At 72.4% G+C, this 21,188-nt stretch carries 15 protein-coding genes and 1 tRNA gene; 5 read left to right on the top strand and 11 right to left on the bottom strand.

Going from position 1 to position 21,188, the window contains the following annotated elements; genetic code table 11:
• Window positions 1-4 precede the first annotated feature (4 nt).
• The 4 genes from ACLQ14_RS07100 to ACLQ14_RS07115 form a co-directional block, all read right to left on the bottom strand.
• The gene (locus ACLQ14_RS07100; protein ID WP_425811325.1) at window positions 5-3,637 is read right to left on the bottom strand and encodes a discoidin domain-containing protein; all 3,633 of its coding nucleotides are present in this window, start codon (window positions 3,635-3,637) and stop codon (window positions 5-7) included.
• A 129-nt stretch (window positions 3,638-3,766) separates the two neighbouring features.
• A complete protein-coding gene (locus tag ACLQ14_RS07105) occupies window positions 3,767-5,146 on the bottom strand; it encodes a glutamate decarboxylase (RefSeq protein WP_425811327.1) in 1,380 nt (459 codons plus the stop codon).
• A 73-nt stretch (window positions 5,147-5,219) separates the two neighbouring features.
• Complete coding sequence (locus ACLQ14_RS07110; protein WP_425811329.1) at window positions 5,220-6,107, bottom strand: hypothetical protein; 888 nt, start codon at window positions 6,105-6,107, stop codon at window positions 5,220-5,222.
• Between the two features lie 88 nt (window positions 6,108-6,195).
• Window positions 6,196-6,269: transfer RNA gene (locus tag ACLQ14_RS07115), tRNA-Val, on the bottom strand.
• Window positions 6,270-6,439: 170 nt separating this feature from the next.
• Here ACLQ14_RS07115 and ACLQ14_RS07120 point away from each other — a divergent pair.
• From ACLQ14_RS07120 to ACLQ14_RS07130, 3 genes are read left to right on the top strand one after another with little or no spacing between them, the layout of a single operon-like run.
• Window positions 6,440-7,465, top strand: a complete 1,026-nt coding sequence (locus ACLQ14_RS07120; protein ID WP_425811331.1) for an ABC transporter ATP-binding protein — start codon at window positions 6,440-6,442, stop codon at window positions 7,463-7,465.
• Window positions 7,462-8,838, top strand: coding sequence for an ABC transporter permease (locus ACLQ14_RS07125; RefSeq protein ID WP_425811334.1), 1,377 nt, complete (start codon window positions 7,462-7,464; stop codon window positions 8,836-8,838). The genes ACLQ14_RS07120 and ACLQ14_RS07125 overlap by 4 nt, the downstream gene beginning before the upstream one ends.
• Window positions 8,839-8,841: 3 nt before the next feature.
• Complete coding sequence (locus ACLQ14_RS07130) at window positions 8,842-11,664, top strand: alkaline phosphatase family protein (RefSeq protein WP_425811336.1); 2,823 nt, start codon at window positions 8,842-8,844, stop codon at window positions 11,662-11,664.
• A gap of 97 nt (window positions 11,665-11,761) precedes the next feature.
• Here the strand turns inward: ACLQ14_RS07130 and ACLQ14_RS07135 are convergent, their stop codons facing one another.
• Genes ACLQ14_RS07135 through ACLQ14_RS07145 form a run of 3 tightly spaced genes read right to left on the bottom strand, consistent with a single transcriptional unit; the run spans window position 11,762 to window position 13,157 of the window.
• The gene (locus tag ACLQ14_RS07135; RefSeq protein ID WP_425811338.1) at window positions 11,762-12,235 is read right to left on the bottom strand and encodes a hypothetical protein; all 474 of its coding nucleotides are present in this window, start codon (window positions 12,233-12,235) and stop codon (window positions 11,762-11,764) included.
• Window positions 12,232-12,708, bottom strand: a complete 477-nt coding sequence (locus ACLQ14_RS07140; RefSeq protein WP_425811340.1) for a peroxiredoxin — start codon at window positions 12,706-12,708, stop codon at window positions 12,232-12,234. Before ACLQ14_RS07140 ends, ACLQ14_RS07135 begins: the two co-directional genes overlap by 4 nt.
• A 35-nt stretch (window positions 12,709-12,743) precedes the next feature.
• Window positions 12,744-13,157: a DUF3052 domain-containing protein gene (locus ACLQ14_RS07145; protein WP_425811342.1), complete on the bottom strand. Its 414-nt coding sequence runs from the start codon at window positions 13,155-13,157 to the stop codon at window positions 12,744-12,746.
• Window positions 13,158-13,586: 429 nt separating this feature from the next.
• Between ACLQ14_RS07145 and aceE the strand changes: the two genes are divergently transcribed.
• Window positions 13,587-16,340: a pyruvate dehydrogenase (acetyl-transferring), homodimeric type gene (gene aceE / locus ACLQ14_RS07150; protein ID WP_425811344.1), complete on the top strand. Its 2,754-nt coding sequence runs from the start codon at window positions 13,587-13,589 to the stop codon at window positions 16,338-16,340.
• 149 nt (window positions 16,341-16,489) lie between these two features.
• On the top strand, window positions 16,490-16,906 hold the full coding sequence (locus ACLQ14_RS07155; RefSeq protein WP_425811346.1) for a hypothetical protein: 417 nt from the start codon (window positions 16,490-16,492) through the stop codon (window positions 16,904-16,906).
• A 139-nt stretch (window positions 16,907-17,045) separates the two neighbouring features.
• On the opposite strand, the gene ACLQ14_RS07160 is transcribed toward ACLQ14_RS07155, so the two are convergent.
• The 4 genes from ACLQ14_RS07160 to ACLQ14_RS07175 are packed head-to-tail and all read right to left on the bottom strand — an operon-like array spanning window position 17,046 to window position 21,095.
• A complete protein-coding gene (locus ACLQ14_RS07160; protein ID WP_425811348.1) occupies window positions 17,046-18,053 on the bottom strand; it encodes a sugar phosphate isomerase/epimerase family protein in 1,008 nt (335 codons plus the stop codon).
• Window positions 18,050-19,207: a Gfo/Idh/MocA family protein gene (locus tag ACLQ14_RS07165; RefSeq protein WP_425811350.1), complete on the bottom strand. Its 1,158-nt coding sequence runs from the start codon at window positions 19,205-19,207 to the stop codon at window positions 18,050-18,052. Before ACLQ14_RS07165 ends, ACLQ14_RS07160 begins: the two co-directional genes overlap by 4 nt.
• Window positions 19,204-20,322, bottom strand: a complete 1,119-nt coding sequence (locus ACLQ14_RS07170; protein WP_425811352.1) for a Gfo/Idh/MocA family protein — start codon at window positions 20,320-20,322, stop codon at window positions 19,204-19,206. Before ACLQ14_RS07170 ends, ACLQ14_RS07165 begins: the two co-directional genes overlap by 4 nt.
• Window positions 20,319-21,095, bottom strand: a complete 777-nt coding sequence (locus ACLQ14_RS07175) for a sugar phosphate isomerase/epimerase family protein (RefSeq protein WP_425811354.1) — start codon at window positions 21,093-21,095, stop codon at window positions 20,319-20,321. The genes ACLQ14_RS07170 and ACLQ14_RS07175 overlap by 4 nt, the downstream gene beginning before the upstream one ends.
• Between the last annotated feature and the right edge of the window lie 93 nt (window positions 21,096-21,188).

Here is a 21,188-nt window from a genome sequence, read left to right on the forward strand (position 1 = left end):
TCGCTCAGCCCTGCGGGACGACCGAGAGCGCGGCGAGGCCGGCGTCGCCACTCTTCCAGGTCGTCGTGACGGCGACGTAGCGCGCGGTGGCGGAGACGTCCACGGAGCCTCGCCGCGCGCCCGCCGCGATGGTGCCGACGTCGTGGAACGAGAGCCCGTCGTCGCTGACCGACACGGTCGCGCCGGGGACGGCGGCGCCGTCCCAGGTGAGCCCGACCCGGCCGATCGCTGCGGCCTTGCCGAGGTCGACGACCATCCGCCCACCGGGCCCTGGGACCCACGACGTGCCAGCGTCGCCGTCGACGGCGCGGGCCGGGTCGGTCATGCCGGCCGGCAGCACGGACGCGGGGAAGGTCTCGCTGCTGAGCGCGAGGTCCGCGACCGGGTACGGGTGGGCGTCCTCCGTGACGACGGTCTGGACCTTGCCCGTCGGCGGCAGGCCCTGGCCGAGCACCTCCCCCGTCTCGAGGTTGCGCAGGAGCACCGAGCGGGCCGTGCCGTCGGACGAGACCGCGACGGTCCGCGCGTCGCGCACGTCGGCCGTCAGCCCGGCGGGCGCGGTGCCCTTCCCGGGCGTGACCGCGGTCGCGCGCGGCGCGAGCACCACGGCCGAGCCCGGGCGCAGCGTCACGTCCAGCACCGACGCGTGCGCCCCCACCCGCTGGGTGCCGGCGAACAGCGGCACCGCGCCGCCGTCGTGCGGGACCGTGACCTGCGTGGTCACCGCGTCGCCCGAGAGGTTGAAGACCACGAGGTAGCCGTCGACGAGTGCCGCGAGCGTGCTCGTGCTGGACGTCGTGGGCTCCTTGCGCGCCGCCTGGGCGGCGGTGGCCGCCGCGTCGCCCGGGATCATCTCCACGACTCGCGAGCCCTGCCCGCCGTCGGCGAGGCGGATGACCTGCTGGCTGTCGCTCGCCCGCGTGACCGTGATCGGCGCGTCGGTGCCGCGGACGACGAAGCCGCCCTCGTCGTCGACCGAGATCCAGCCGCCGTCGGACTCGACGACGCGGTCGCCGGTCTCCTCGTGGCGGGCGGCGTCCTGCCAGGTCTTGCCGTCGAGCGACGTCTGCACGACGTACTCGTCGCCCGCCGCGGCCTCCCAGCCGAGCTGGACCTGGCTGACGGCCGTCGGCGCGCCGAGGTCGACCTGGACCCAGGAGTCCGAGCGGGTGCGCTCGTCCTTCGACACGGCCCAGCGGGTCGTCGGGCTCCCGTCCGTGACGGCGCTCGCCGGGAGCGAGGGCTCGGCGCTCGAGGCCGTCGCGGGGTGCCCGGCGGCGGCGTCGGTGCCGTCCGGGCGGAACGCCCGGAGGTGGTAGAGCGAGTAGCCGTACTGCGCGTCGCCGCGGACGCCCTGCATCCGGACGTACCGCGCGGTGACCGGCGCCGGGTCCGACTGCCCGGGCGGCGTGAGGTCGACGGTGTCGAGCCGGGCGACGTTCACGTCCGCGGGCGCCTTCCCGTACGCGGCCGCGGTGCGCCAGGTCTGCCCGTCGTCCGAGACCTGGACGAGGTAGCGCAGGCCCGCGGCGGACTCCCACGCGACGCGCACCGAGTCGAGCTCGGTCTTCGCGCCGAGGTCCACCTGGAGCCACGAGTCGGCGCGGGTGCGCTCGGAGACCGCGACGGCCCAGCGGGTCGCGGGGTCGTCGTCCGTGGCTGCACCCGCGACGCGGTGGTTCGCCGTGTCCTCGCTCGACGCCGTCGCCGGGCGGCCGGCGGCCAGGTCCTTCGGCGCGCTCGCGCCGTCCGCGGGGCCGTAGGCGTGCAGCGAGTAGATCGAGTAGCCGTACGTCGCGTTGCCCTGCTGGCCCAGCACGCGGACGTACCGCGCGGAGGTCGGGGCGTCGAACGCGACGTCGTCGACGCGGGTCGCCTTCGCATCGGCCGGGTCCGCGGGGACCGTCGGCCGCGGCGCGACGACAGCCTGGCCCTCGGCCGTGGTGTACGTGCGGTCGCCGTCGAGCCCGAACGCGCCGCCCATGTCGAGGTTCCGGACGGACACGATGCCGTCGTCGCGGCCCGCGCCCGTGGACGCGTAGACCGCCGCGCCCGTCGGAAGCGTCGCCTGGCCCGCGTAGCCGGACCCGACCTGGAGGACCGAGGCCGTGCCGTCGAAGCCGTCGCGCGGCTCCGTGTACGTGGTGACGTCGCGGGACCCGACCTTCGCGCCCGTCGACGGGTACAGGTACGGCGTCGAGCCGGAGAGCTGGAACAGCCACGAGTCGTGGCCCGGCACCCAGGGGAACTTGACGTAGCCGGGCTTGCTGATCGCCGACGCCCACGCCGTCGTCGACTGCTGCATGACGATGCCCGCGTCGGCGCCGTAGTCACGGACGCCCGCGGTCGCGGCGAACGCCTGCGCGTCCGTGAGCGGCTTCACGGGTCCCTGCGCCGAGGAGTCGGCGTAGACGTGCAGCAGGTAGGAGATCGCGATCTCGGCGCGCGCCTCGGGCTCGTACTTCGGCTCGCCCGAGAACTTCGCGAGCCGGTACACGGGCGCGTACGACTGGTAGGCCGCGAGCCCGGACGCCATGCGCGCCTCCGCGGTCACGGCCTCGGGCCGGCGCAGCACCTGCCCGACGAACGCCAGCGGGATCACGTCACGGCCGTAGAGGAACTCGCGGTCGTCCTTCATGGGCATGAACGGCTCGCCCTGCGCCGACATGTCGAGCTGGAGCGAGTCCCACAGCTCGGCCGAGTTCGGCTGGCGGGTCAGGACCTCGGGGAGCGGCCGGCCGTTGAGCAGGAACTGGATCGCGTTCCGGCCGCCGGAGCGCCAGATGTCCGACTGGTAGTGCGGCTCGTACGACCCGTGGTTCTCCACGAGGTACGTATCGCTGATGTTGTGCATGGTGTTGCTGGAGATCGGAGCGCCACCCACGACCGCCGGGTTGTTGCGGTCGGCCGTCGGCTGGCCGGCGGCGTTCCGGGCCCACGTGTTGAGCTGGTCGGACCACTCCGTCGCGGCGGGGTCGTCGGGGGCCCACGCCAGGCCTGGCGCCAGGGACTGGGTATAGACGCCGGACTCCTCGAGCGCGGTGTCGCCCTGGTACGCACCGTCGGGCCAGCGCGCGTCCCAGCTGCCCGACAGCGGGTCCTGGCCGAAGTCGAGGCCGGCGGTGTAGGCCGCCTGGCCCTTGGCGATGGTCGTGAGGTTGGCCTGCGTGACGGGGTCGAGCTCGTCCCACAGCAGCCGGCCGGCGTCGAGGAAGTACGACTCGAACGTCGAGTCCCAGAACAGCGTCTTGCCCCACGTGCCGTTCGCGCGGACGAGCCGGTTGTCTGCGGCGAACTTCTTGATCGTCGCGAGCGTGTGGGCACGCAGCACGTCCTCGCTCACGCCCGCGAGCCCGGCGTCGTAGTCGCCGTGCGTCAGCAGGACCGCGTTGCCGAGGACGACCGCGAAGTCGAAGTCCTTGAGCAGGTACGCGCCCGACGCCGGGTCCCACACGGTCTCGACCCAGCGGGTGTGCCGCAGGAGCGCGGCGTAGTAGTCGGCCGCGATCGCGTCCGGGGCGCCGTAGCCCGGGGCGTCGTCGGCGACAGCTGCCGCGCCCGGCGGGACGACGGCGGCCGTCACGACGAGCGCCGCGGAGGCGGCGGCCGTCACGACGGCAGAGAGGAGCCGGCTCATGGGGAAGTTCCTTTCGCAGCGCGTCCTTGCACCGCGCTATGACAGCGCTGTCGTGGAGCGTAGACGAGCGCCGCGTGCACCACAAGCCGGCTGCCCCGTCGCCCCCCGTGGGCCGGACCTCCCGCCGGGTCAGTACCCGGTGCCGCTCTTGACCTGCTGGCGCTCCGCGGGGTGCGCGCCGCCCTTGAGGTCGAGGGTCGTGCAGGCGTCGTCGATGTCCTGCGTCAGACGGTCGACCATCCCCCGGCCCATCGTCTCCTTGACCAGCGCCCGCAGGATCTTCACGTCCTGGGCGTTCGGCGGCAGCGTGTAGGCGGGCAGCATCCAGCCGCGCTCGGCCGAGAGCTGCCACGCGATGTCCGACTCGTCGTACGAGTCGTGGTCGAGGAGGCGGAACGCGACGAGCGGAAGCTGCTCGGCGTCCTCGCCGATCACCTCGAACCGCCCGGTCGCGCGCAGGTTGTCCGCGAGGACCTTCGCGTTGTCCTTCATCTGCCGCATCACGTAGGTGTAGCCCTCGCGGCCCAGCCGGACGAAGTTGTAGTACTGGGCCAGCACCATCGCGGCGCCGGTCGAGAAGTTGAGGGTGAACGTGGCGTCCGTCTTGCCGAGGTAGTTCTCGTAGAAGACGAGGTCCTGCGCGAGGTCGGTCTCGTCGCGGAAGACCAGCCAGCCGATGCCCGGGTAGACGAGCCCGTACTTGTGCCCGGACACGTTGATGGACCGGACCTGCTCGAGCCGGAAGTCCCACTCGGAGTCGGGGTAGAGGAAGGGCCAGACGAACCCGCCGCTCGCGGCGTCGACGTGGATCGGGATGTCGAGCCCACGCTCGCGCTTGACGTCGAGGAGCAGCCGGTTGATCCCGACGACGTCGTCCATGTGCCCGGTGAAGGTGGTGCCGAGGACCGCCACGGCGCCGATGGTGTTCTCGTCGAGGAACGGGGCGACGTCGTCGGGTCCGATCGTGTACTTGTCCGGTGCGAGCGGGATGATTCGGGGCTCGACGTCGAAGTACCGGCAGAACTTCTCCCACACCACGTGGACGTCGCCGCCGAACACGAGGTTCGGCCGGTCCACGGACAGGCCGGCGGCCTGGCGCCGCTCCTTCCACTTCCACTTGAGCGACAGGGCGCCCAGCATGATCGCCTCCGACGATCCCTGCGTGCGGCAGCCGGTCGTGACGCCGGGCGCGTGGAACAGGTCGGCCAGCATGCGCACGCACCGCCGCTCGATCTCGGCGGAGATCGGGTACTCGGCGTGGTCGATGAAGTTCCGGTGCAGGTTCTCCGCGATGATCCGCTGCGCCTGGGGCTCCATCCACGTCGTCACGAAGGTCGCCAGGTTCCGCATCGGGTCGCCCTCGAGCGCGAGGTCCTCGTCCACCAGACGCATCGTGTCGGTGGGACTCATCCCCGTGTCCGGGAACGTGGTCGACGGCGCCTCCTCCGTGAGGAAGCGGTTGCCGTACAGCGCGGCATCGGCCCCGTCGTGCCCGGGCTTCTTGACCATGCCTTCGAGTCAAGCACCGCCGGGACACACGGTCGACCCGTGCACGACGCCGGCGCGAAGGTTCACCCCGTGCTCAGCCGTCCGGCCGCTCCCCCAGCTGCAGCGCCCCGCCGACGACGAAGCACACGGCGCCCGCGAACGTTCCCCAGTCGACCAGCCGCAGGTCGACCACGGTCGACGTCGCGGGCCGGACGAACGCGGCGACGCCGGCGAGGAAGAACAGCACCGAACCGAGCTGGTTGACGGCGACGATCCACCAGCCGAGCTCGTGCGGCCGGATCCCGATGCGGCCGTGGCACACCTCGAGCAGGGCCAGGTGGCCCGAGACGAGGAAGCACACGCACCCGGTGATGTCGGGGAGCCAGATCCAGCCGTCCGACTGACGTGCCGTCAGGTTCGACGCGAACGCAGCGACCAGACTGACCCCGAAGAACAGCGTCCCGGCGAACAGGACCGCGACGCTGAGCCAGCCGATCTGCCGAGGACGCCACGACCACCAGGTCCACGACGCCGCGCTCAACGACCCGCGCTCGTCGATCTCCGTCGGCGCGTTGGACGCCTGCACCACGGAGGCGTAGCCGCCCAGGCTGAAGAAGAGGCCGCCGACGAGGTACACCGTGTCGACGCCGCGGACGCCGCCGACGCCGGCCTCCGCCAGCAGCGGCCCGAGCGCGAACAGCGCGCCGCCGACGACGAACGCGACGCCCGCCACAGCGTTCGTCCTCGCGAGACGGGCGGCGGTGGTGGGCTCCGACCCGACGACGCGCGTGACGGCGCCGGCCGCGTCGCGGACCTCGAGCCGGCCACGCCGTCGCGCCGCTCGCGAGGCCCAGCGGACCGTCGAGCCGTCAGCGAGGTGCCACGTCATCCGCGTGACGAACCCACCCGACCGCTCGACGCGGCCCACCACCCACCGGGCCGGGCGGGTGATCCGGAGGCCGTGCTGGGCGTCGGTCGCCACCGCCTGAACGTAGTACCCACCGCGCCCGGCCGCAGCGGGACACGAGTCGCAGGGCGCGGGCCGCCATGCACGGCGTCCGGGTGGCGAGTGGGCCCGGAGGGACTCGAACCCCCGACTTCCACGGTGTAAGCGTGGCGCTCTAACCAGCTGAGCTACAGGCCCCGGAACGGCGTGGGACAGCGTACCGTCCGCGCCTCTCGGCGACCGAACGCGGCGACGCCGAACGGCCACGGACCGTTAACCGGACGTTGCGCTCCAGGCCGCCAGAAAAGCCCCAGAGCCCATCTATGTTGCCGAAGGTCTACTTTCCCGGCGACGCAAAGGAACCTCTGATGACGAGCCCAGCAGTCCGTGCCCGCGGACTCACCAAGTGCTTCGGTGAGGTGATCGCCCTGAGTGGCGTGGACCTGGACGTCCCCGCCGGCCAGGTGCACGGGCTCGTGGGACCGAACGGCGCCGGGAAGACGACGCTGCTGGGCCTCCTGCTCGGCCTCGCGGTCGCGGACGAGGGCTCGCTCCAGATCCTCGGGGAGCCCGTGGGTCGGGTGCTCGGCGTGCCCGACGGCGTCGCCGGGTTCGTCGACGGCCCGGGGCTCTACCCCGGCCTCACCGCCCGCCAGAACCTGGCCGCGCTGCTGTCGCTCCGCGGGGACGGCGGCCGCCGGGCGGGCGACGTCGACGAGGCTCTGCACGAGGTGGGGCTCACGGACGTCGCCGACGACCGGCTCCGCGGGTTCTCGCTCGGCATGCGCCAGCGCCTCGGGCTTGCTGCGGCGCTGCTCACCGAGCCTCGCCTGCTCGTGCTCGACGAGCCGGCCAACGGCCTCGACCCCGCCGGGAAGCGGCAGGTCCACCGCGTCCTGACGACGGTCGCCGCGAACGGCACGGCGGTGGTGCTGTCGAGCCACCGGATGGACGACCTCGCCGCGCTCTGCCACGAGGTGACGATCCTCAACCTCGGCCGGGTCGTCTTCTCCGGGCCGACGGGCAAGCTCGCCACCGAGTCCGGCGACCTCGCCTACCGCGTCGTGACGTCCGACCCCGAGGCCGCCCGCGCCGTCGCCGGAGAGACCGCGGGTCTCCGCCTCGCCGAGCCCGACCCCCGCTCCGCGGCACGGCCCGAGCCGGACGCGATGGTCGTGCGCGGCGCGGTCCCCGCCGTCGACGACCTCGTGTTCCGCCTGGTCGGCGCGGGCGTGGCGGTCCGCGAGCTCGGCCCGGTCGTGCCGCCCCTCGAGGCCGCCTTCCTCGCGCTCACGGGCGACGAGCCCGACGCCGAGGCCGAGCCCGACGCCCCTGCCGACAACGCTGCCGACGCCCAGCCCGACCGCCGCCTCGACGAGGAGATCGCCCGATGACCACGACCGTCGCGCCGCCCGCACCCGAGGCGCCGACCCGGACCCGCCCGGCCGCCCGCCCCGCGCCCCTGCGTTACGGCTACCGGTTCGAGCTCACGAAGCTCGTCTCGCAGTGGCGCATCCGTCTCGCCGTCCTCGCGTGCTGGATCGGCCCGGGCCTGTTCGTCGCCGTCGTCAGCCAGCAGACGACGCTACCCACCGACACGGTCTTCGGCCGCTGGCTGCTCGCGACCGGCTGGGCCGGCACGCTCGTCGTCCTCGGCTTCAGCTGCTCGTGGGTGCTGCCGCTCCTCACGTCCCTCGTCGCGGGCGACGTCTTCGCCGCGGAGGACCGCCTGGGCACCTGGCGCCACCTGCTCATGGCGGTCCGCTCGCCCCGCCGCATCTTCGTCGCGAAGGCCCTCGCGAGCCTCACGGTCATCGTGACGATGGTGGTCGGTCTGGCGGCCTCCGGGATCGTCGGCGGCCTGCTCGCCGTGGGCAACCACCCGCTCGTCGGGCTCGACGGCCACACGCTGGGCACGGGAGAGGCGGCCCGCACGGTCCTCCTGGCGTGGGCGGCCGTGCTCGCGCCGACCCTCGCGTTCGCCGGCGTCGGCCTCCTCGGGTCGGTCGTGCTCGGCCGCTCGCCGATGGGCCTGCTGGTCCCGGCCGTGCTGGCGATCCTTCTCAACCTCCTCGAGATGCTCCCCCTGCCGGAGGCCGTGCGCCTCGCGCTGCCGAGCAACACCTTCCTCGCGTGGCGTGGCCTGTTCACCGACCCCGCGCAGACGGGACCGCTGCTGCTCAGCATCGCGGTCAGCCTGTCCTGGGCGGTCGTGGCGACGCTCCTCGCCTACGCCGTGTTCGTCCGGCGCGACTTCACCGACCTCGCGTACGACGGCGCAGGTCGCCGGGCGCTCACCGCCACGCTCCCGCTCGTCGGGCTGGTCGCACTGACGGCGGGCGTGATCGCTGTCGCCACGCCGGCCGCGGGCACCGGCGTCACGCAGGACAAGCTCGAGGCGAACCTCGCGACCTCGTTCGCGCACCTCTACCGGCTGCAGTCCGCCGAGCTCCACCGGCCGGACTACACCGAGGCGCAGCTCGGCGCGACCGCCGACTGCGACAAGGGCGGCTCCCTCGTCGAGGACGAGGGACCTGGCAACGACTGGCGGTGTGTCGTCAGCTGGCACGTCCCCAGCTCGAAGACCCAGGGCTCCGCCATCTACCAGCTCGACGTCACCGCCGACGGGCGGTACGTCGCGGACGGCGACGGACCCAAGGAGGTCAACGGGTACTTCGTCGTCCGGACCCAGACAGGTGATGCCCCCAATCCCCTGTGGCAGTTCGACGGCAACGTCGATCTGCTGAACCCATCATCGAAGGGATGAGAGATGCAGGTCACACGCGTACGACGCGTCAAGCCAGCACGATCACAGCACCTCCGGACGACCACCGCCCGCCGGGTCCGCCTCGCCGCGGCCGGCACGGCGGCGGTCGCCCTCGCGGGCACCACCGCAACCGCCTACGGGACCACGGTCTCGTTCGGTGACCACCAGGTCGGCACTGAGTACGCCGACGGTCTCCAGGTCTCCGACAACCAGGTGATCAAGCCGATCGGTGACCGCCTGGTCACCCAGACCGGCAAGTTCATGGGCTCCACCGTGAGCCCCGACGGTCGCTACCTGGCGGCCACCAGCACGGACAAGTCCGTCGTGCTGCAGGTCTTCGACCTGGCCACCTACAAGGAGATCTGGTCGGTCGGCTCGGCCGCGAGCGTCAACCAGAAGATCACCGACGGCACCGTCGGCCAGGAAGGCCCGACGTACTCGCCGGACGGGAAGTTCCTGTGGCTGCCCCAGTCCGGTGGCCTGACCCGGTTCCCGGTCCAGGCCGACGGCACGCTGGGCGCGGGGACCGTCGTCTCGATCCCCCAGGTCGGCGGGCACGCCGCACTGACGGCCCAGTCGGCGTACTCGCCCGACGGCACCACCCTGTACGTCGCGGTGAACGGCCAGAACCGGGTCGTCGCGCTCGACCCGACGACGGGCGCGATCCTTAACAGCTGGGACGTGGGCATCGCCCCGCGCGAGCTCACCTTCGTCGGCGACAAGCTCTACGTGAGCGACGAGGGCGGCCGCCGGGCGAAGCCGCGCGACACGACGATGACCTCGTACGGCTCGGACGTCGTCTCGGACACGGTCCGCGGGACCTCGACCACGGGTGCCCTGAGCGTCATCGACACGTCCCGGCCCACGACCAGGGTCGGATCGATCGACGTGGGGCTGCACCCGACCGCGATGTACGCGGCCGAGGGCGCCCTGTTCGTCGCGAACACCAACAGCTCCACGGTGTCCGTCGTCTCGACCCGGAAAGACAAGGTCGTCCAGACGATCGCGACGCAGCCGTGGTCCGGCTCCAGCACGGGCTACTCCCCCACAGGGATCACGCTGACGAAGGACGACCGCCTGCTCGTCACGCTCGGCCGCGCGAACGCGGTCGCCGTCTACCGGTACGCGGGCAACCCGCAGGAGCCGGTGAGCTACGTCGGCCTGCTGCCGACGGACTACTACCCGTCGAACGTCGCGACCGTCGGCTCGCAGGTCGTCGTGACGAACACGCGCGGCATCGACGCGCGGGGGCCGCTGCTGACCTTCAACACCGGCCAGGGCACGACGCCGGCCACCGGTCACGGCACGCACGGCACCACCGCGTCCCTCACGAAGTTCACGCTGCCGACGGACCTGCAGATCGCCAAGCAGACGTCGACCGTCTTCGCCCAGAACGGCTGGGGCAAGAACGACGTGCAGGAGGCGAAGGGCGCCTCGGGCCAGCACAAGAAGGCCGTCCCGGTCCCGGCCAAGGTCGGCGACCCGTCGACCATCAAGCACGTGTTCCTCCTGGTCAAGGAGAACCGTACGTACGACCAGGTCTACGGCGACATGCCGCAGGGCAACGGCGACGCGTCGCTGGCTCAGTTCGGGGCGAAGGTCACCCCGAACCAGCACGCCCTCGCCACGCAGTTCGGCCTGTACGACAACACGTACGACGTCGGCACGAACTCCGCCGAGGGCCACAACTGGCTCATGCAGGGTGACAACCCGGAGTACACGGAGTCGAGCGCCGGCGAGTACACGAGGTCGTACGACACCGAGGAGGACGTGCTCGGGCACCAGAGCTCCGGCTTCCTGTGGACCGCCGTGCAGCAGGCCGGCAAGACGGCGCGCGACTACGGCGAGTTCGAGTACACCGAGGGCAAGCCGGCGGGCGCGACGTGGCAGCAGTACTACTGCGCCGCGACCGACGTCGAGAACGGCGGCGACCCCGCCCAGCTCTTCGACTCGTCGATCGCGTGGAACAACGGCTCGGTGATCCCGTCGCTCGACGCGATCAGCGACCACCAGTCCCCGTCGTTCGACACCGCGGTCCCCGACCTCTACCGCTACCAGGTGTGGAAGCAGGACTTCGAGAAGAACGGTCCCGCGAACCTCAACATGATGTGGCTCTCGAGCGACCACACCGGCGGCACGGCCGACCCGGAGGCGCAGGTCGCCGACGGTGACCTCGCCGTCGGGAAGATCGTCGACACCATCTCGCACAGCAAGTACTGGAAGGACTCGCTCGTCGTCGTGGTCGAGGACGACAGCCAGGCGGGAGCCGACCACGTCGACGGCCACCGCGCGCCCGTCCAGGTCATCAGCCCCTGGGCCCAGCACGCCACGACGGTCAGCACGTACTACTCGCAGATCTCGATCGTCCGCACGATCGAGCAGATCCTCGGGGCCCAGCCGCTCAACCAGAAGGTCGCCGCGGCCACGCCGATGTTCGACGCCTTCACCTCGAAGGCGGACGACACGCCGTTCGACGCGGTGCCGAACCAGGTGCCGCTCACCGAGGGCGTCGCGACCCCGCCGTCGTGCGGCGCCGACACCCTGGGCCTGACGGGCACTGCGGCGTCGAAGCTCGCGGCGACGCAGGCGGAGAAGGTCGCGGTACCGGCGGCGGAGAAGGACGTCGCCGCGGCCTGGTCCGCGTGGAGCAAGCAGCAGTACTTCACCGGCAACGGGGCGAAGGCCGACTACGCGAACCCGGAGCTCATGAACCGGTACACGTGGTACCAGACCCACCAGTGGAAGACGCCCTACCCGGGCGACGCGACGATCTACACGCCCGAGCAGGTTCCGGGCGGGTACATCCCGAGCGCCGACCAGGACTGACGTAGTCCGCTAGCACCACCCCGGGGCATCATCGAGAGAGCGGCCCGCCGGATCCACCGGCGGGCCGCTCTTGGTCATCGAGGTCGGGCGTCCGGGGTCAGACGTGCGGCGACGGCGGAGGCGGCGGTTCGTTGCCCCGCATCTTCTGCTCGGCCGCGTCGTACAGCTCGCCGGCCTTGCGCTCGAGGGCGTCGTCGAGCTGGTCGTAGACGATCCATCCCAGCAGGACGATGAACGGCGGCACCAGCCAGCCCCACAGGAACCCCGACACGCTGACGCTGGAGAACACGACCGTGAGGATCCAGATGAGCAGCGCGACCACGTAGCTCACGCCGTAGGTGAGCAGCTTGCCCTTGAGCCACGTCGCCCGGGTGTCCCGCAGGCGCTCGCCCTCGCTGAGCAGCACGCGGTGGAAGAACGGCTTGAGGAACAGGGTCGCGGCCGTGAACACGAGCGACGCCCACAGCACCGACCACCCGCCGTGCACCGCCGGCACCAGCCAGAAGATCACGAGCAGCACCAGCACGTTGAACACGAACGCGGTGCCGACCCGCACGAACCAGCGCCTCATGGTCGTCCGAGCCGCGCCAGCGCCTCCATGTAGCCCTCGAGGTCGCGGCGCTCTCCGGGCGGGTTCACGACGGTCCAGCGCACGACGCCGTCGGCGTCCAGGAGGAAGCTGCCCCGCACGGCGAGGCCCCGCGCGTCGTCGAACACGCCGTAGCGCGAGGCGACCTCGCCGTGCGGCCAGAAGTCCGACAGCAGCTCGAAGCCGTAGCCCTCCTGCTCCCGGAACGCTCGGAGCGTGAACATCGGGTCGCACGAGATGCCGAGGAGCGTCACGCCGGCCGTGTCGAACTGCGCGATGTTGTCGCGCAGCTCGCACAGCTCACCGGTGCAGGTGCCCGAGAACGCGAACGGGTAGAACACCAGCAGCACGGGCTTCCCGCGCAGGTCGGCCAGGTGCACCGGCGTGCCCTGCGTGTCGGACAGCGTGAAGTCGGGGGCCGGGTCGCCGACCCGGACGATCTCGTCGTACGTCATGGCACCATCCTGCCGCGCGAGCGACGCGGACGGCGTCAGCGTCCGCGGCCGCGGTGCGACAGCTGGGTCGCCGACCAGTCGGGCGCGACGGCGAGCGTCGACATCGCGTGCAGGCCGGCCGTCGTCGCGGCCTCCTGGATCTCCGAGTGGCTCGCGTGCCCGTCCCGGCCGGGCTTCGGCGTGAGCAGCCAGATCACCCCGCCGTCGTCGAGCACCGTCTGGACGTCGACGAGGAGGTCGGTGAGGTCACCGTCCCCGTCCCGCCACCAGGCCACCACGCCGTCCGTGACGTCGTCGTAGTCCTCGTCCACGAGGTCGGTGCCGGTGATCTCCTCGATGCCGAGGCGCAGGGCCTCGTCCGAGTCGTCCCCCCAGCCGAACTCCTGCACGACCTGCCCGGGCTGGAAGCCCAGGCGCTCCGCGGACACCGGGTCCGAAGACGCAACCACTCGCGACGATCCTTCCTGTCCATGCTCTCCGACGTGACGCTGCACACGTTCTCGGGCCCTTGCCCGGCCGCTGCGCGTCCCGCCGCTTCCGTCGTACCACGTCGGTCCGATGACCGCCGCTGGGCACAACGTAGCCCAGGACGTGCGCCTCCACCACGCATCCGGGCCCCGCGGCACCCCCGTTCACCCGTCCCGACGACGTCGCCGGGGCGCCGTCCGGCGACGTCGGGCCGGGTGCCCGCCAGCCGGACCGGTTCGACTCAGGTGGTCGCGGAGCGACAGAATGAGGGGAAACTGCACCCGCTGCCCACATGATCGCCACGACCTGGCGGACGTGCGCGTGGCGTCGTGCCCGTGACAGCCCATCCGCACGAGCACCCGGGGTCACCCAGATCCCCGCCGCGCTCACGAACCGATGTGAGGTTTTCAGTGGCTTCCGACGAGACGCGCCCGCTGATCAACGGCCTGCTCAGCCAGGTGCCCGACATCGACCCCGCCGAGACGGACGAGTGGGTCGAGGCGCTGGACGGCCTGATCGACGACCGGGGCGGTCCCCGTGCGCGCTACATCATGCTCAATCTCCTCAAGCGGGCCCGGGAGCGCAACGTCGCCATCCCGTCCACGCTGACGACGCCGTACGTCAACTCGATCGGCGTCCACGAGGAGCCGTACTTCCCGGGCGACGAGGCCGTCGAGCGCCGCTACCGCGGCTGGGTTCGCTGGAACGCCGCCGTCATGGTGACCCGCGCGCAGCGTGCCGGCCTGGGCGTCGGCGGGCACATCTCGTCGTACGCGTCGGTCGCGACCCTGTACGAGGTGGGCCTCAACCACTTCTTCCGCGGCAAGGACCACCCGGGCGGCGGCGACCAGGTCTACTTCCAGGGCCATGCCTCCCCCGGCGTCTACGCCCGCGCGTTCCTCGAGGGCCGGCTCTCGGCCGAGCAGCTCGACGGCTTCCGCCAGGAGCACTCGCACCCGGGCGGCGGCCTGCCGTCGTACCCGCACCCCCGGCTGATGCCCGACTTCTGGGAGTTCCCGACGGTCTCGATGGGCCTCGGCCCGTCGTCGGCGATCTACCAGGCGTGGGTCAACAAGTACCTCGACCTGCGCGGCATCAAGGACACGAGCCAGCAGCACGTCTGGGCGTTCCTCGGCGACGGCGAGATGGACGAGCCCGAGTCGCGCGGCATGCTCCAGCTCGCGGCGCAGCAGCAGCTCGACAACCTGACTTTCGTCGTGAACGCGAACCTGCAGCGTCTCGACGGGCCGGTCCGCGGCAACGGCAAGATCATCCAGGAGCTCGAGGCGTTCTTCCGCGGTGCCGGCTGGAACGTCGTCAAGGTGATCTGGGGCCGCGAGTGGGACGCCCTGCTCAACGCCGACAAGGACCGCGCGCTCGTCCACCTCATGAACGAGACGCCCGACGGCGACTACCAGACCTACCGCGCCGAGTCCGGCGCGTTCATCCGTGAGCATTTCTTCGGTCGCGACCCGCGCACCAAGGCGCTCGTCCAGAACATGACGGACGACGAGATCTGGGCCATGAAGCGCGGCGGCCACGACTACCGCAAGCTCTACGCGGCGTACGCGTCCGCCGTCGAGCACACGGGGCAGCCGACCGTGATCCTCGCGCACACGGTGAAGGGCTACCAGCTCGGCCCGAAGTTCGCGGGCCGCAACGCGACGCACCAGATGAAGAAGGTCGGGCTCGAGGACCTCAAGGCGCTGCGCGACTCGCTGCACATCCCGATCACGGACGCAGAGCTCGAGGCCAACCCCTACGAGCCGCCGTACTACCACCCCGGGATGGACTCGCCGGAGATCAAGTACATGCTCGACCGCCGCAGCAAGCTCGGCGGGTTCGTGCCGGAGCGTCGCGGCACGAGCCAGGAGCTCACGCTCCCGGACGACAAGGTGTACGAGGGTCTCAAGCGTGGCTCGGGCCACCAGGAGGTCGCCTCCACGATGGCGTTCGTGCGCCTGCTGAAGGACCTCATCAAGGACAAGGAGATCGGCAAGCGGATCGTGCCGATCATCCCGGACGAGGCGCGCACGTTCGGCCTGGACGCGATCTTCCCGACCGCGAAGATCTTCAACACCCAGGGCCAGCACTACCTCGCGGTCGACCGCGACCTCATGCTGAGCTACAAGGAGTCCGAGCAGGGCCAGGTGCTCCACACGGGCATCAACGAGGCCGGGTCGGCGTCCGCGTTCCAGGCCGCGGGCACGTCCTACGCGACCCACGGCGAGACGCTCATCCCCGTCTACATCTTCTACTCGATGTTCGGGTTCCAGCGGACCGGCGACCAGTTCTGGGCCGCGGGCGACCAGCTCACGCGCGGGTTCATCGTCGGCGCGACCGCGGGCCGCACCACGCTCACGGGCGAGGGCCTGCAGCACGCCGACGGCCACTCGCCGATCCTCGCCGCGACCAACCGCGCGATGGTCAGCTACGACCCGGCGTACGGCTACGAGATCCGCCACGTCGTGCGCGACGGCATCCAGCGCATGTACGGCGACGGCTCCGACGGCCGCGACCAGAACGTCATGTACTACCTCACGGTGTACAACGAGCCGATGGTCCAGCCGGCCGAGCCGGAGGACGTCGACGTCGAGGGCATCCTGCGCGGCATCCACCGCGTCGCCCCCGCCACCGACGTGCCCGACGGTGCCGTGCGGGCCCAGCTGCTCGCGTCCGGCGTGGGCGTGCCGTGGGCGCTCGAGGCGCAGGAGCTCCTGCGCGAGGACTGGGGCGTCCACGCGGACGTCTGGTCCGTGACCAGCTGGACGGAGCTGCGCCGCGACGCGCTCGACGCCGACCAGCAGGCCTTCCTCGACCCGAGCAGGGAGCGCCGCGTGCCGTACGTGACGCAGAAGCTCCAGGGTGCGCCCGGCCCGTTCGTCGCGACGAGCGACTACGACCACATGATCCCCGACCAGATCCGCGCGTGGGTCCCGGGAGACTACGCGGTCCTGGGCGCCGACGGCTTCGGGTTCTCCGACACCCGCGCCGCCGCCCGCCGGTACTTCAAGATCGACGGTCCGTCCGTCGTCGTCCGGACGCTGTCCGAGCTCGCGCGCCGCGGCGAGGTCGACGCCGGCCTGGTCGCCAAGGCGATCGAGAAGTACCAGCTGCACGACGTCACCGCCGGCACGTCCGGCAACGCGGGCGGGGAGAGCTGACCCCACCTCCCCTCCCCTGCCGAACACGGGCTGCGCGCCCGTCCGCTCACGCGGACGGGTGCGCAGCCCGTCGTCGTAGGGCCGCGAACCCGTTCTCGCGAGCGGGGCCGCATAGGCTCGCGGGGACACCCGACCGGAAGAGGTGGCACGTGCCCGAGCCCTCGATCCCCGAGCTCGCCGAGCGCCTGGTCGCGTCGTGCGGCGACGTCGTCGGAGAAGTGCACGCGTTCGGTCACGGCCGATGGGCGCTCGTGCGGATCCCGTCGCAGCCGGACCCGGTGAAGGTCACCGTCGACCTCGAGGGCCTCGAGCGGTACCTGCTCCGCGGGATCGCCGACGGCGCCGGTGAGGTGTGGGGCGGCGACGTCGACGACAGGACAGCCGCGTGGCGGCTCGCCTCGGTGAACCTCTGGGAGGAGCACGCCTCCGCGAACGCACGCGTGCACGAGATCTGGCTCGGCCGGTCGGGCGAGACGGGGCGGCGCGCCGACAAGCGGGTCGACCCGCTCGCCGGCTTCCCGCGCGGGGACGGCCACTGGTCGGTCGTGACCCGAGGCCCGGCATAGCCGCGAAGCGGGCCGAGCCGGTCGAGCACGGGATCTGCGCCCCACGACGACGGGGTCCGGGTCCCGCCGCGCCCGCGGGCGGGCCCGGGCCCCCGGTTCGGCACCAGGGGTGGTGGACCGGTGGCCGAGCGGGCGGTGGTCAGCCCTGGTTCGAGAACGCCGCGTCGAACGACGCGGTCGGCTGCGGCCAGAGCAGCGACCGCACGAACCCGACGGCCTGCGCCGCGCCGTGGAGCCGGTCCATCCCGGCGTCCTCCCACTCGACGGAGATGGGCCCGGCGTAGCCGATGGACTCGAGCGCCCGGAACGCGTCCTCCCACGGCACGTCGCCGTGGCCGGTGGACACGAAGTCCCAGCCGCGGCGCGGGTCGCCCCAGGGCAGGTGCGACCCGAGGACGCCGGCGCGGCCGTTCGACGGCCGCAGCCGAGTGTCCTTGCAGTCCACGTGGTAGATCCGGTCCGCGAACTCCACGATGAAGCCGACGGGGTCGATCTGCTGCCACATCATGTGCGAGGGGTCCCAGTTGAAGCCGAAGGCCTCGCGGTGGTCGATCGCCTCGAGCGTGCGCACGCTCGACCAGTAGTCGTAGGCGATCTCCGACGGGTGCACCTCGTGCGCGAACCGCACGCCCTCGCCGTCGAACACGTCGAGGATCGGGTTCCACCGCGTCGCGAAGTCCTCGTACCCGGCGTCGATCACGGACGCGGGCACGGGCGGGAACTGGGCGACGTACGGCCAGATCTTCGACCCCGTGAACCCGACGACGACGTCCACGCCGAGCTTGCGGGCCACACGCGCCGACCGCTTCATGTCCTCGGCGGCGCGCTGCCGCACACCCTCGGGGTCGCCGTCGCCCCACGTGGACGGCCGGACGATCGCCTGGTGGCGGAAGTCGATCGGGTCGTCGCACACGGCCTGGCCGGTGAGGTGGTTGGAGATCGCGAAGACCTGCAGCCCGTACCGGTCGAGGACCTCGCGGCGCGAGGCCACGTAGGCGTCGTCGACGTCGGCGCGCTCGAGGTCCAGGTGGTCGCCCGACGCCGCGATCTCCAGGCCGTCGTAGCCCCACTCCGAGGCGAGCCGCGCGACCTCCACGAACGGCAGGTCGGCCCACTGGCCGGTGAACAGGGTGACGGGGTGGCTCATGCTGCTTCTCCTGAGGTCTCGGTGGGGACGTCGACCCACGTGCCACCGTCGGCGGCGTCCATGACGGCCTCCGTGACGCGCGAGGCGCGCAGGCCGTCGTCGAAGCGCGGCAGGCCCTCGGGGTCGCCGCCGCGCACGGACGCGTAGGTGTCGGCGACGAAGCCGGCGAACGCGTCCTGGTAGCCCTGCGCGTGCCCGGCCGGCACGGTGACGAGCCGCGCGGCGTCGGGCGCGAGCTGGTCGGCGTCCCGCGGGACGATCGTGGTCCCGGCCCGCCGCCCCACCCACAGGGTCTCGGGCTGCTCCTGGTCGAACGCGAGCGACTCGGCCGTCCCCGCGACCTCGAGGTGCAGCCGGTTCTTGCGGCCGGGCGCGACCTGGGACACGAGCAGCGTCCCGACGGCGCCGCCGTCGGTCTCGAGGGTCACCGCCACGGCGTCCTCCGTGACGACGGCGCCGTGCCGCGCCCGCTCGGACAGGAAGGTCCGCTTGGTCGCGGCGACGCGGCGCACGCGGTCCCCGGTCACGAACTCGAGCAGGTCGACGAGGTGCGAGCCGATGTCGGCGAAGGCCCGCGAGCGTCCCCCGGTCGCGGGGTCGACGCGCCAGTCGTCGTCGGCGGAGGTGAGGAGCCAGTCCTGGAGGTAGGACCCGTGCCACGTGAGCACGGTCCCGGCCTCGCCCGCACGCACGCGTGCCCGGGCCTCGCGCACCATCGGGTGGTACCGGTACACGAACGGCACCGTCGCGGTGCGGCCGGCGGCCGCACCTCCGGGCGCGACGAGCGCGGCCAGCCGGGCGGCGTCGTCGGGCGTGGTGGCGAGCGGCTTCTCGCAGACGACGTGCTTGCCGGCCGCGAGGGCCGCCTCCGCCTGGCCGGCGTGCAGCGTGTTCGGGGTGGTGACGTGCACGACGTCGACCGCGTCGTCCGCGAGGAGCTCGTCGAGCGACGCGTAGGACCGCTCGAACCCCAGGCGGGCCGCGGCGTCCGCGGCCCGCTCCGGGGTCGACGAGGCGATGCCGACGAGCCGGGCCCGGGCCGCGCGCGCCGCCCGGGAGTGCACGGTCGCCATGAAGCCGCCGCCGACGACGGCGACCCCCAGCTGCTCGTCCACGCTCGGCACCGGGGCCTGGACGGGTTCGAGCGGGCTCATGCCTCGAGCGTCCGGGCCGTCGGGTCCCAGTCCTCGGGCAGCGCCGGCGCGAGGTCTACGGTGCTGGCCACCTCGACGACGGTCCCGGAGGACGCCGCCTCGATCGTCGAGACCATGACGTCGAGGACGTGGAACGCCTGCTCGCCGCTCGCCCGCTCCGGCACGCCTGCGCGCACCGCCCGTGCGAGCTCGACGACGCCGATCCCGCGCGTGCGCGTGACGCCGTGGGCAGCGATCGCCCGGGTCCCTGTCTCGCTGCTGCTGCCGCCGTCGTGCACGACGAGCTCGCCGTCGAACGTGTTCGGGTCCGGCACGACGAGCGTCCCGGCAGAGCCGGCGACCTCGAAGCTCGTGCGCCCCAGCTTGCTGTCGAAGCTGAAGATCGACTGCGCGCTGCGCCCGCTCTCGAACTGGAGCAGCGCGCCGACGTGCGTCGGGACGGTGACGTCGAACTGCTCGCCGGCGCGCGGGCCGGAGCCGATCGTGCGGCGCTCCGACGCCTTCGACGCCTGCGCGCTGACGCTCGCGACGGGACCGAAGAGCTGCACGAGCGCGGTCAGGTAGTACGGGCCGATGTCGAACAGCGGGCCCGCGCCCTCCTGGAAGAGGAAGTCGGGGTTCGGGTGCCACGACTCCGGACCGGGGCTCTGCATGAGCGTGAGCGCGGTGAGCGGCTCACCGACCTCCCCGGACTCGAGGAGGCGGCGGGCCGACTGGATCCCGGCCCCCAGGAAGGTGTCGGGTGCGGTCGCGACCCGCAGGCCGGCGTCGTGCGCGGCGTCGAGGAGCCGGCGTCCGCTGGACCGGTCGAGCGCGAACGGCTTCTCGCTCCACACGTGCTTGCCCGCCGCGAGCGCCTGGAGCGCGACGTCGACGTGCACCGCGGGGATCGTGAGGTTCACGACGATCTCGACGCTGTCGTCGGCCAGGAGCTCGTCCACCGTGCCCGACGCCGGGACGCCGTGCTTCTCGGCCTGCGCGCGGGCGCGCTCGGTGTCGAGGTCGGCGACGAACCGCACGTCGAGGTCGGGGAACTCGGTGAGGTTGCCGAGGTACTCGTTGCTGATGACGCCGGCGCCGATGACGCCGACGCCCACGCGTCCCGTGCCGCTCATGCCAGACCCTCCGCCACGAGGTAGGCGATCGAGTCGGCGACGGCCTGGAACCGGTCGCCGCGGGAGTCGTCGAGCTCGACGACGCGCAGCGCGTCGGGCCGGGCGGCCACGATGTCGCGCACCGGCAGGGTGCCCCGCCCGACGGCGACCTGGTCGAGCGGCTCGGGCGTGCCCGGGCCGTCCTTGACGTGGAGCGCGACGACGCGGTCGCCGAGGCGCTCGAGCAGCGCGACGGGGTCGGCACCGCCCACCGCGACCCAGTACGTGTCCACCTCGAGCGCGACGGCGTCGGGCAGCTGGGACGCGAGGAGCTCGAGCGCCGTCCGGCCCTCGAGCACGCTCGCGACCTCGTGCGCGTGGTTGTGGTAACCGACCCGCAGCCCGTACTCGGCCGCGACCTCGGACGCGGACGCGAGCTGGTCCGCGGTGCGCCGCACCTCGCCGGCGTCCTGCCACCGCTCGGGCGGGGTGAACGGGTCGATGATCGTCCGGACGCCGAGCTCGCGGGCGCGGTCGAACGCCGGACGCGGGTCGCCGCCCAGGAAGTTCTGGTGCGCGGTCGGCGCGGCGAGGCCCGCGGCGGCGAGGCCGTCCGCGAGGCCGTCGAACGTCAGGATGCCGAACGGCTCGACCTGCTCGAACCCGAGCCCGGCGAGCCGCGCGAGCGTCCCCGGGAGGTCGGCGGCGAGCGCCTCGCGCACCGTGTAGAGCTGGACGGAGAGCAGCGGGTGGCGCTGCTCGGCCGGTTCTGTCTGCTGTGCCTGCTGGTTCACGGAAGGCTTCATCCTCTTCGTCGAGTGGTGGTCGCGGACGGACCGAAGGTCGTGCGGCCATTCCAGCACCACTTCTGCCCGTCGTCAATCAAA

Origin of the sequence: Luteimicrobium sp. DT211 (assembly GCF_049844995.1) — a bacterium.
Classification (GTDB): Bacteria; Actinomycetota; Actinomycetes; order Actinomycetales; family Cellulomonadaceae; genus Luteimicrobium.

Bases quoted from the DNA above. Each gene is read 5' to 3' on its own strand.
- ACLQ14_RS07100 (WP_425811325.1), bottom strand. From the start codon at position 3,637: ATGAGCCGGCTCCTCTCTGCCGTCGTGACGGCCGCCGCCTCCGCGGCG.
- ACLQ14_RS07105 (WP_425811327.1), bottom strand. From the start codon at position 5,146: ATGGTCAAGAAGCCCGGGCACGACGGGGCCGATGCCGCGCTGTACGGC.
- ACLQ14_RS07120 (WP_425811331.1), top strand. From the start codon at position 6,440: ATGACGAGCCCAGCAGTCCGTGCCCGCGGACTCACCAAGTGCTTCGGT.
- ACLQ14_RS07125 (WP_425811334.1), top strand. From the start codon at position 7,462: ATGACCACGACCGTCGCGCCGCCCGCACCCGAGGCGCCGACCCGGACC.
- ACLQ14_RS07130 (WP_425811336.1), top strand. From the start codon at position 8,842: ATGCAGGTCACACGCGTACGACGCGTCAAGCCAGCACGATCACAGCAC.
- ACLQ14_RS07135 (WP_425811338.1), bottom strand. From the start codon at position 12,235: ATGAGGCGCTGGTTCGTGCGGGTCGGCACCGCGTTCGTGTTCAACGTG.
- ACLQ14_RS07140 (WP_425811340.1), bottom strand. From the start codon at position 12,708: ATGACGTACGACGAGATCGTCCGGGTCGGCGACCCGGCCCCCGACTTC.
- ACLQ14_RS07160 (WP_425811348.1), bottom strand. From the start codon at position 18,053: ATGAGCCACCCCGTCACCCTGTTCACCGGCCAGTGGGCCGACCTGCCG.
- ACLQ14_RS07165 (WP_425811350.1), bottom strand. From the start codon at position 19,207: ATGAGCCCGCTCGAACCCGTCCAGGCCCCGGTGCCGAGCGTGGACGAG.
- ACLQ14_RS07170 (WP_425811352.1), bottom strand. From the start codon at position 20,322: ATGAGCGGCACGGGACGCGTGGGCGTCGGCGTCATCGGCGCCGGCGTC.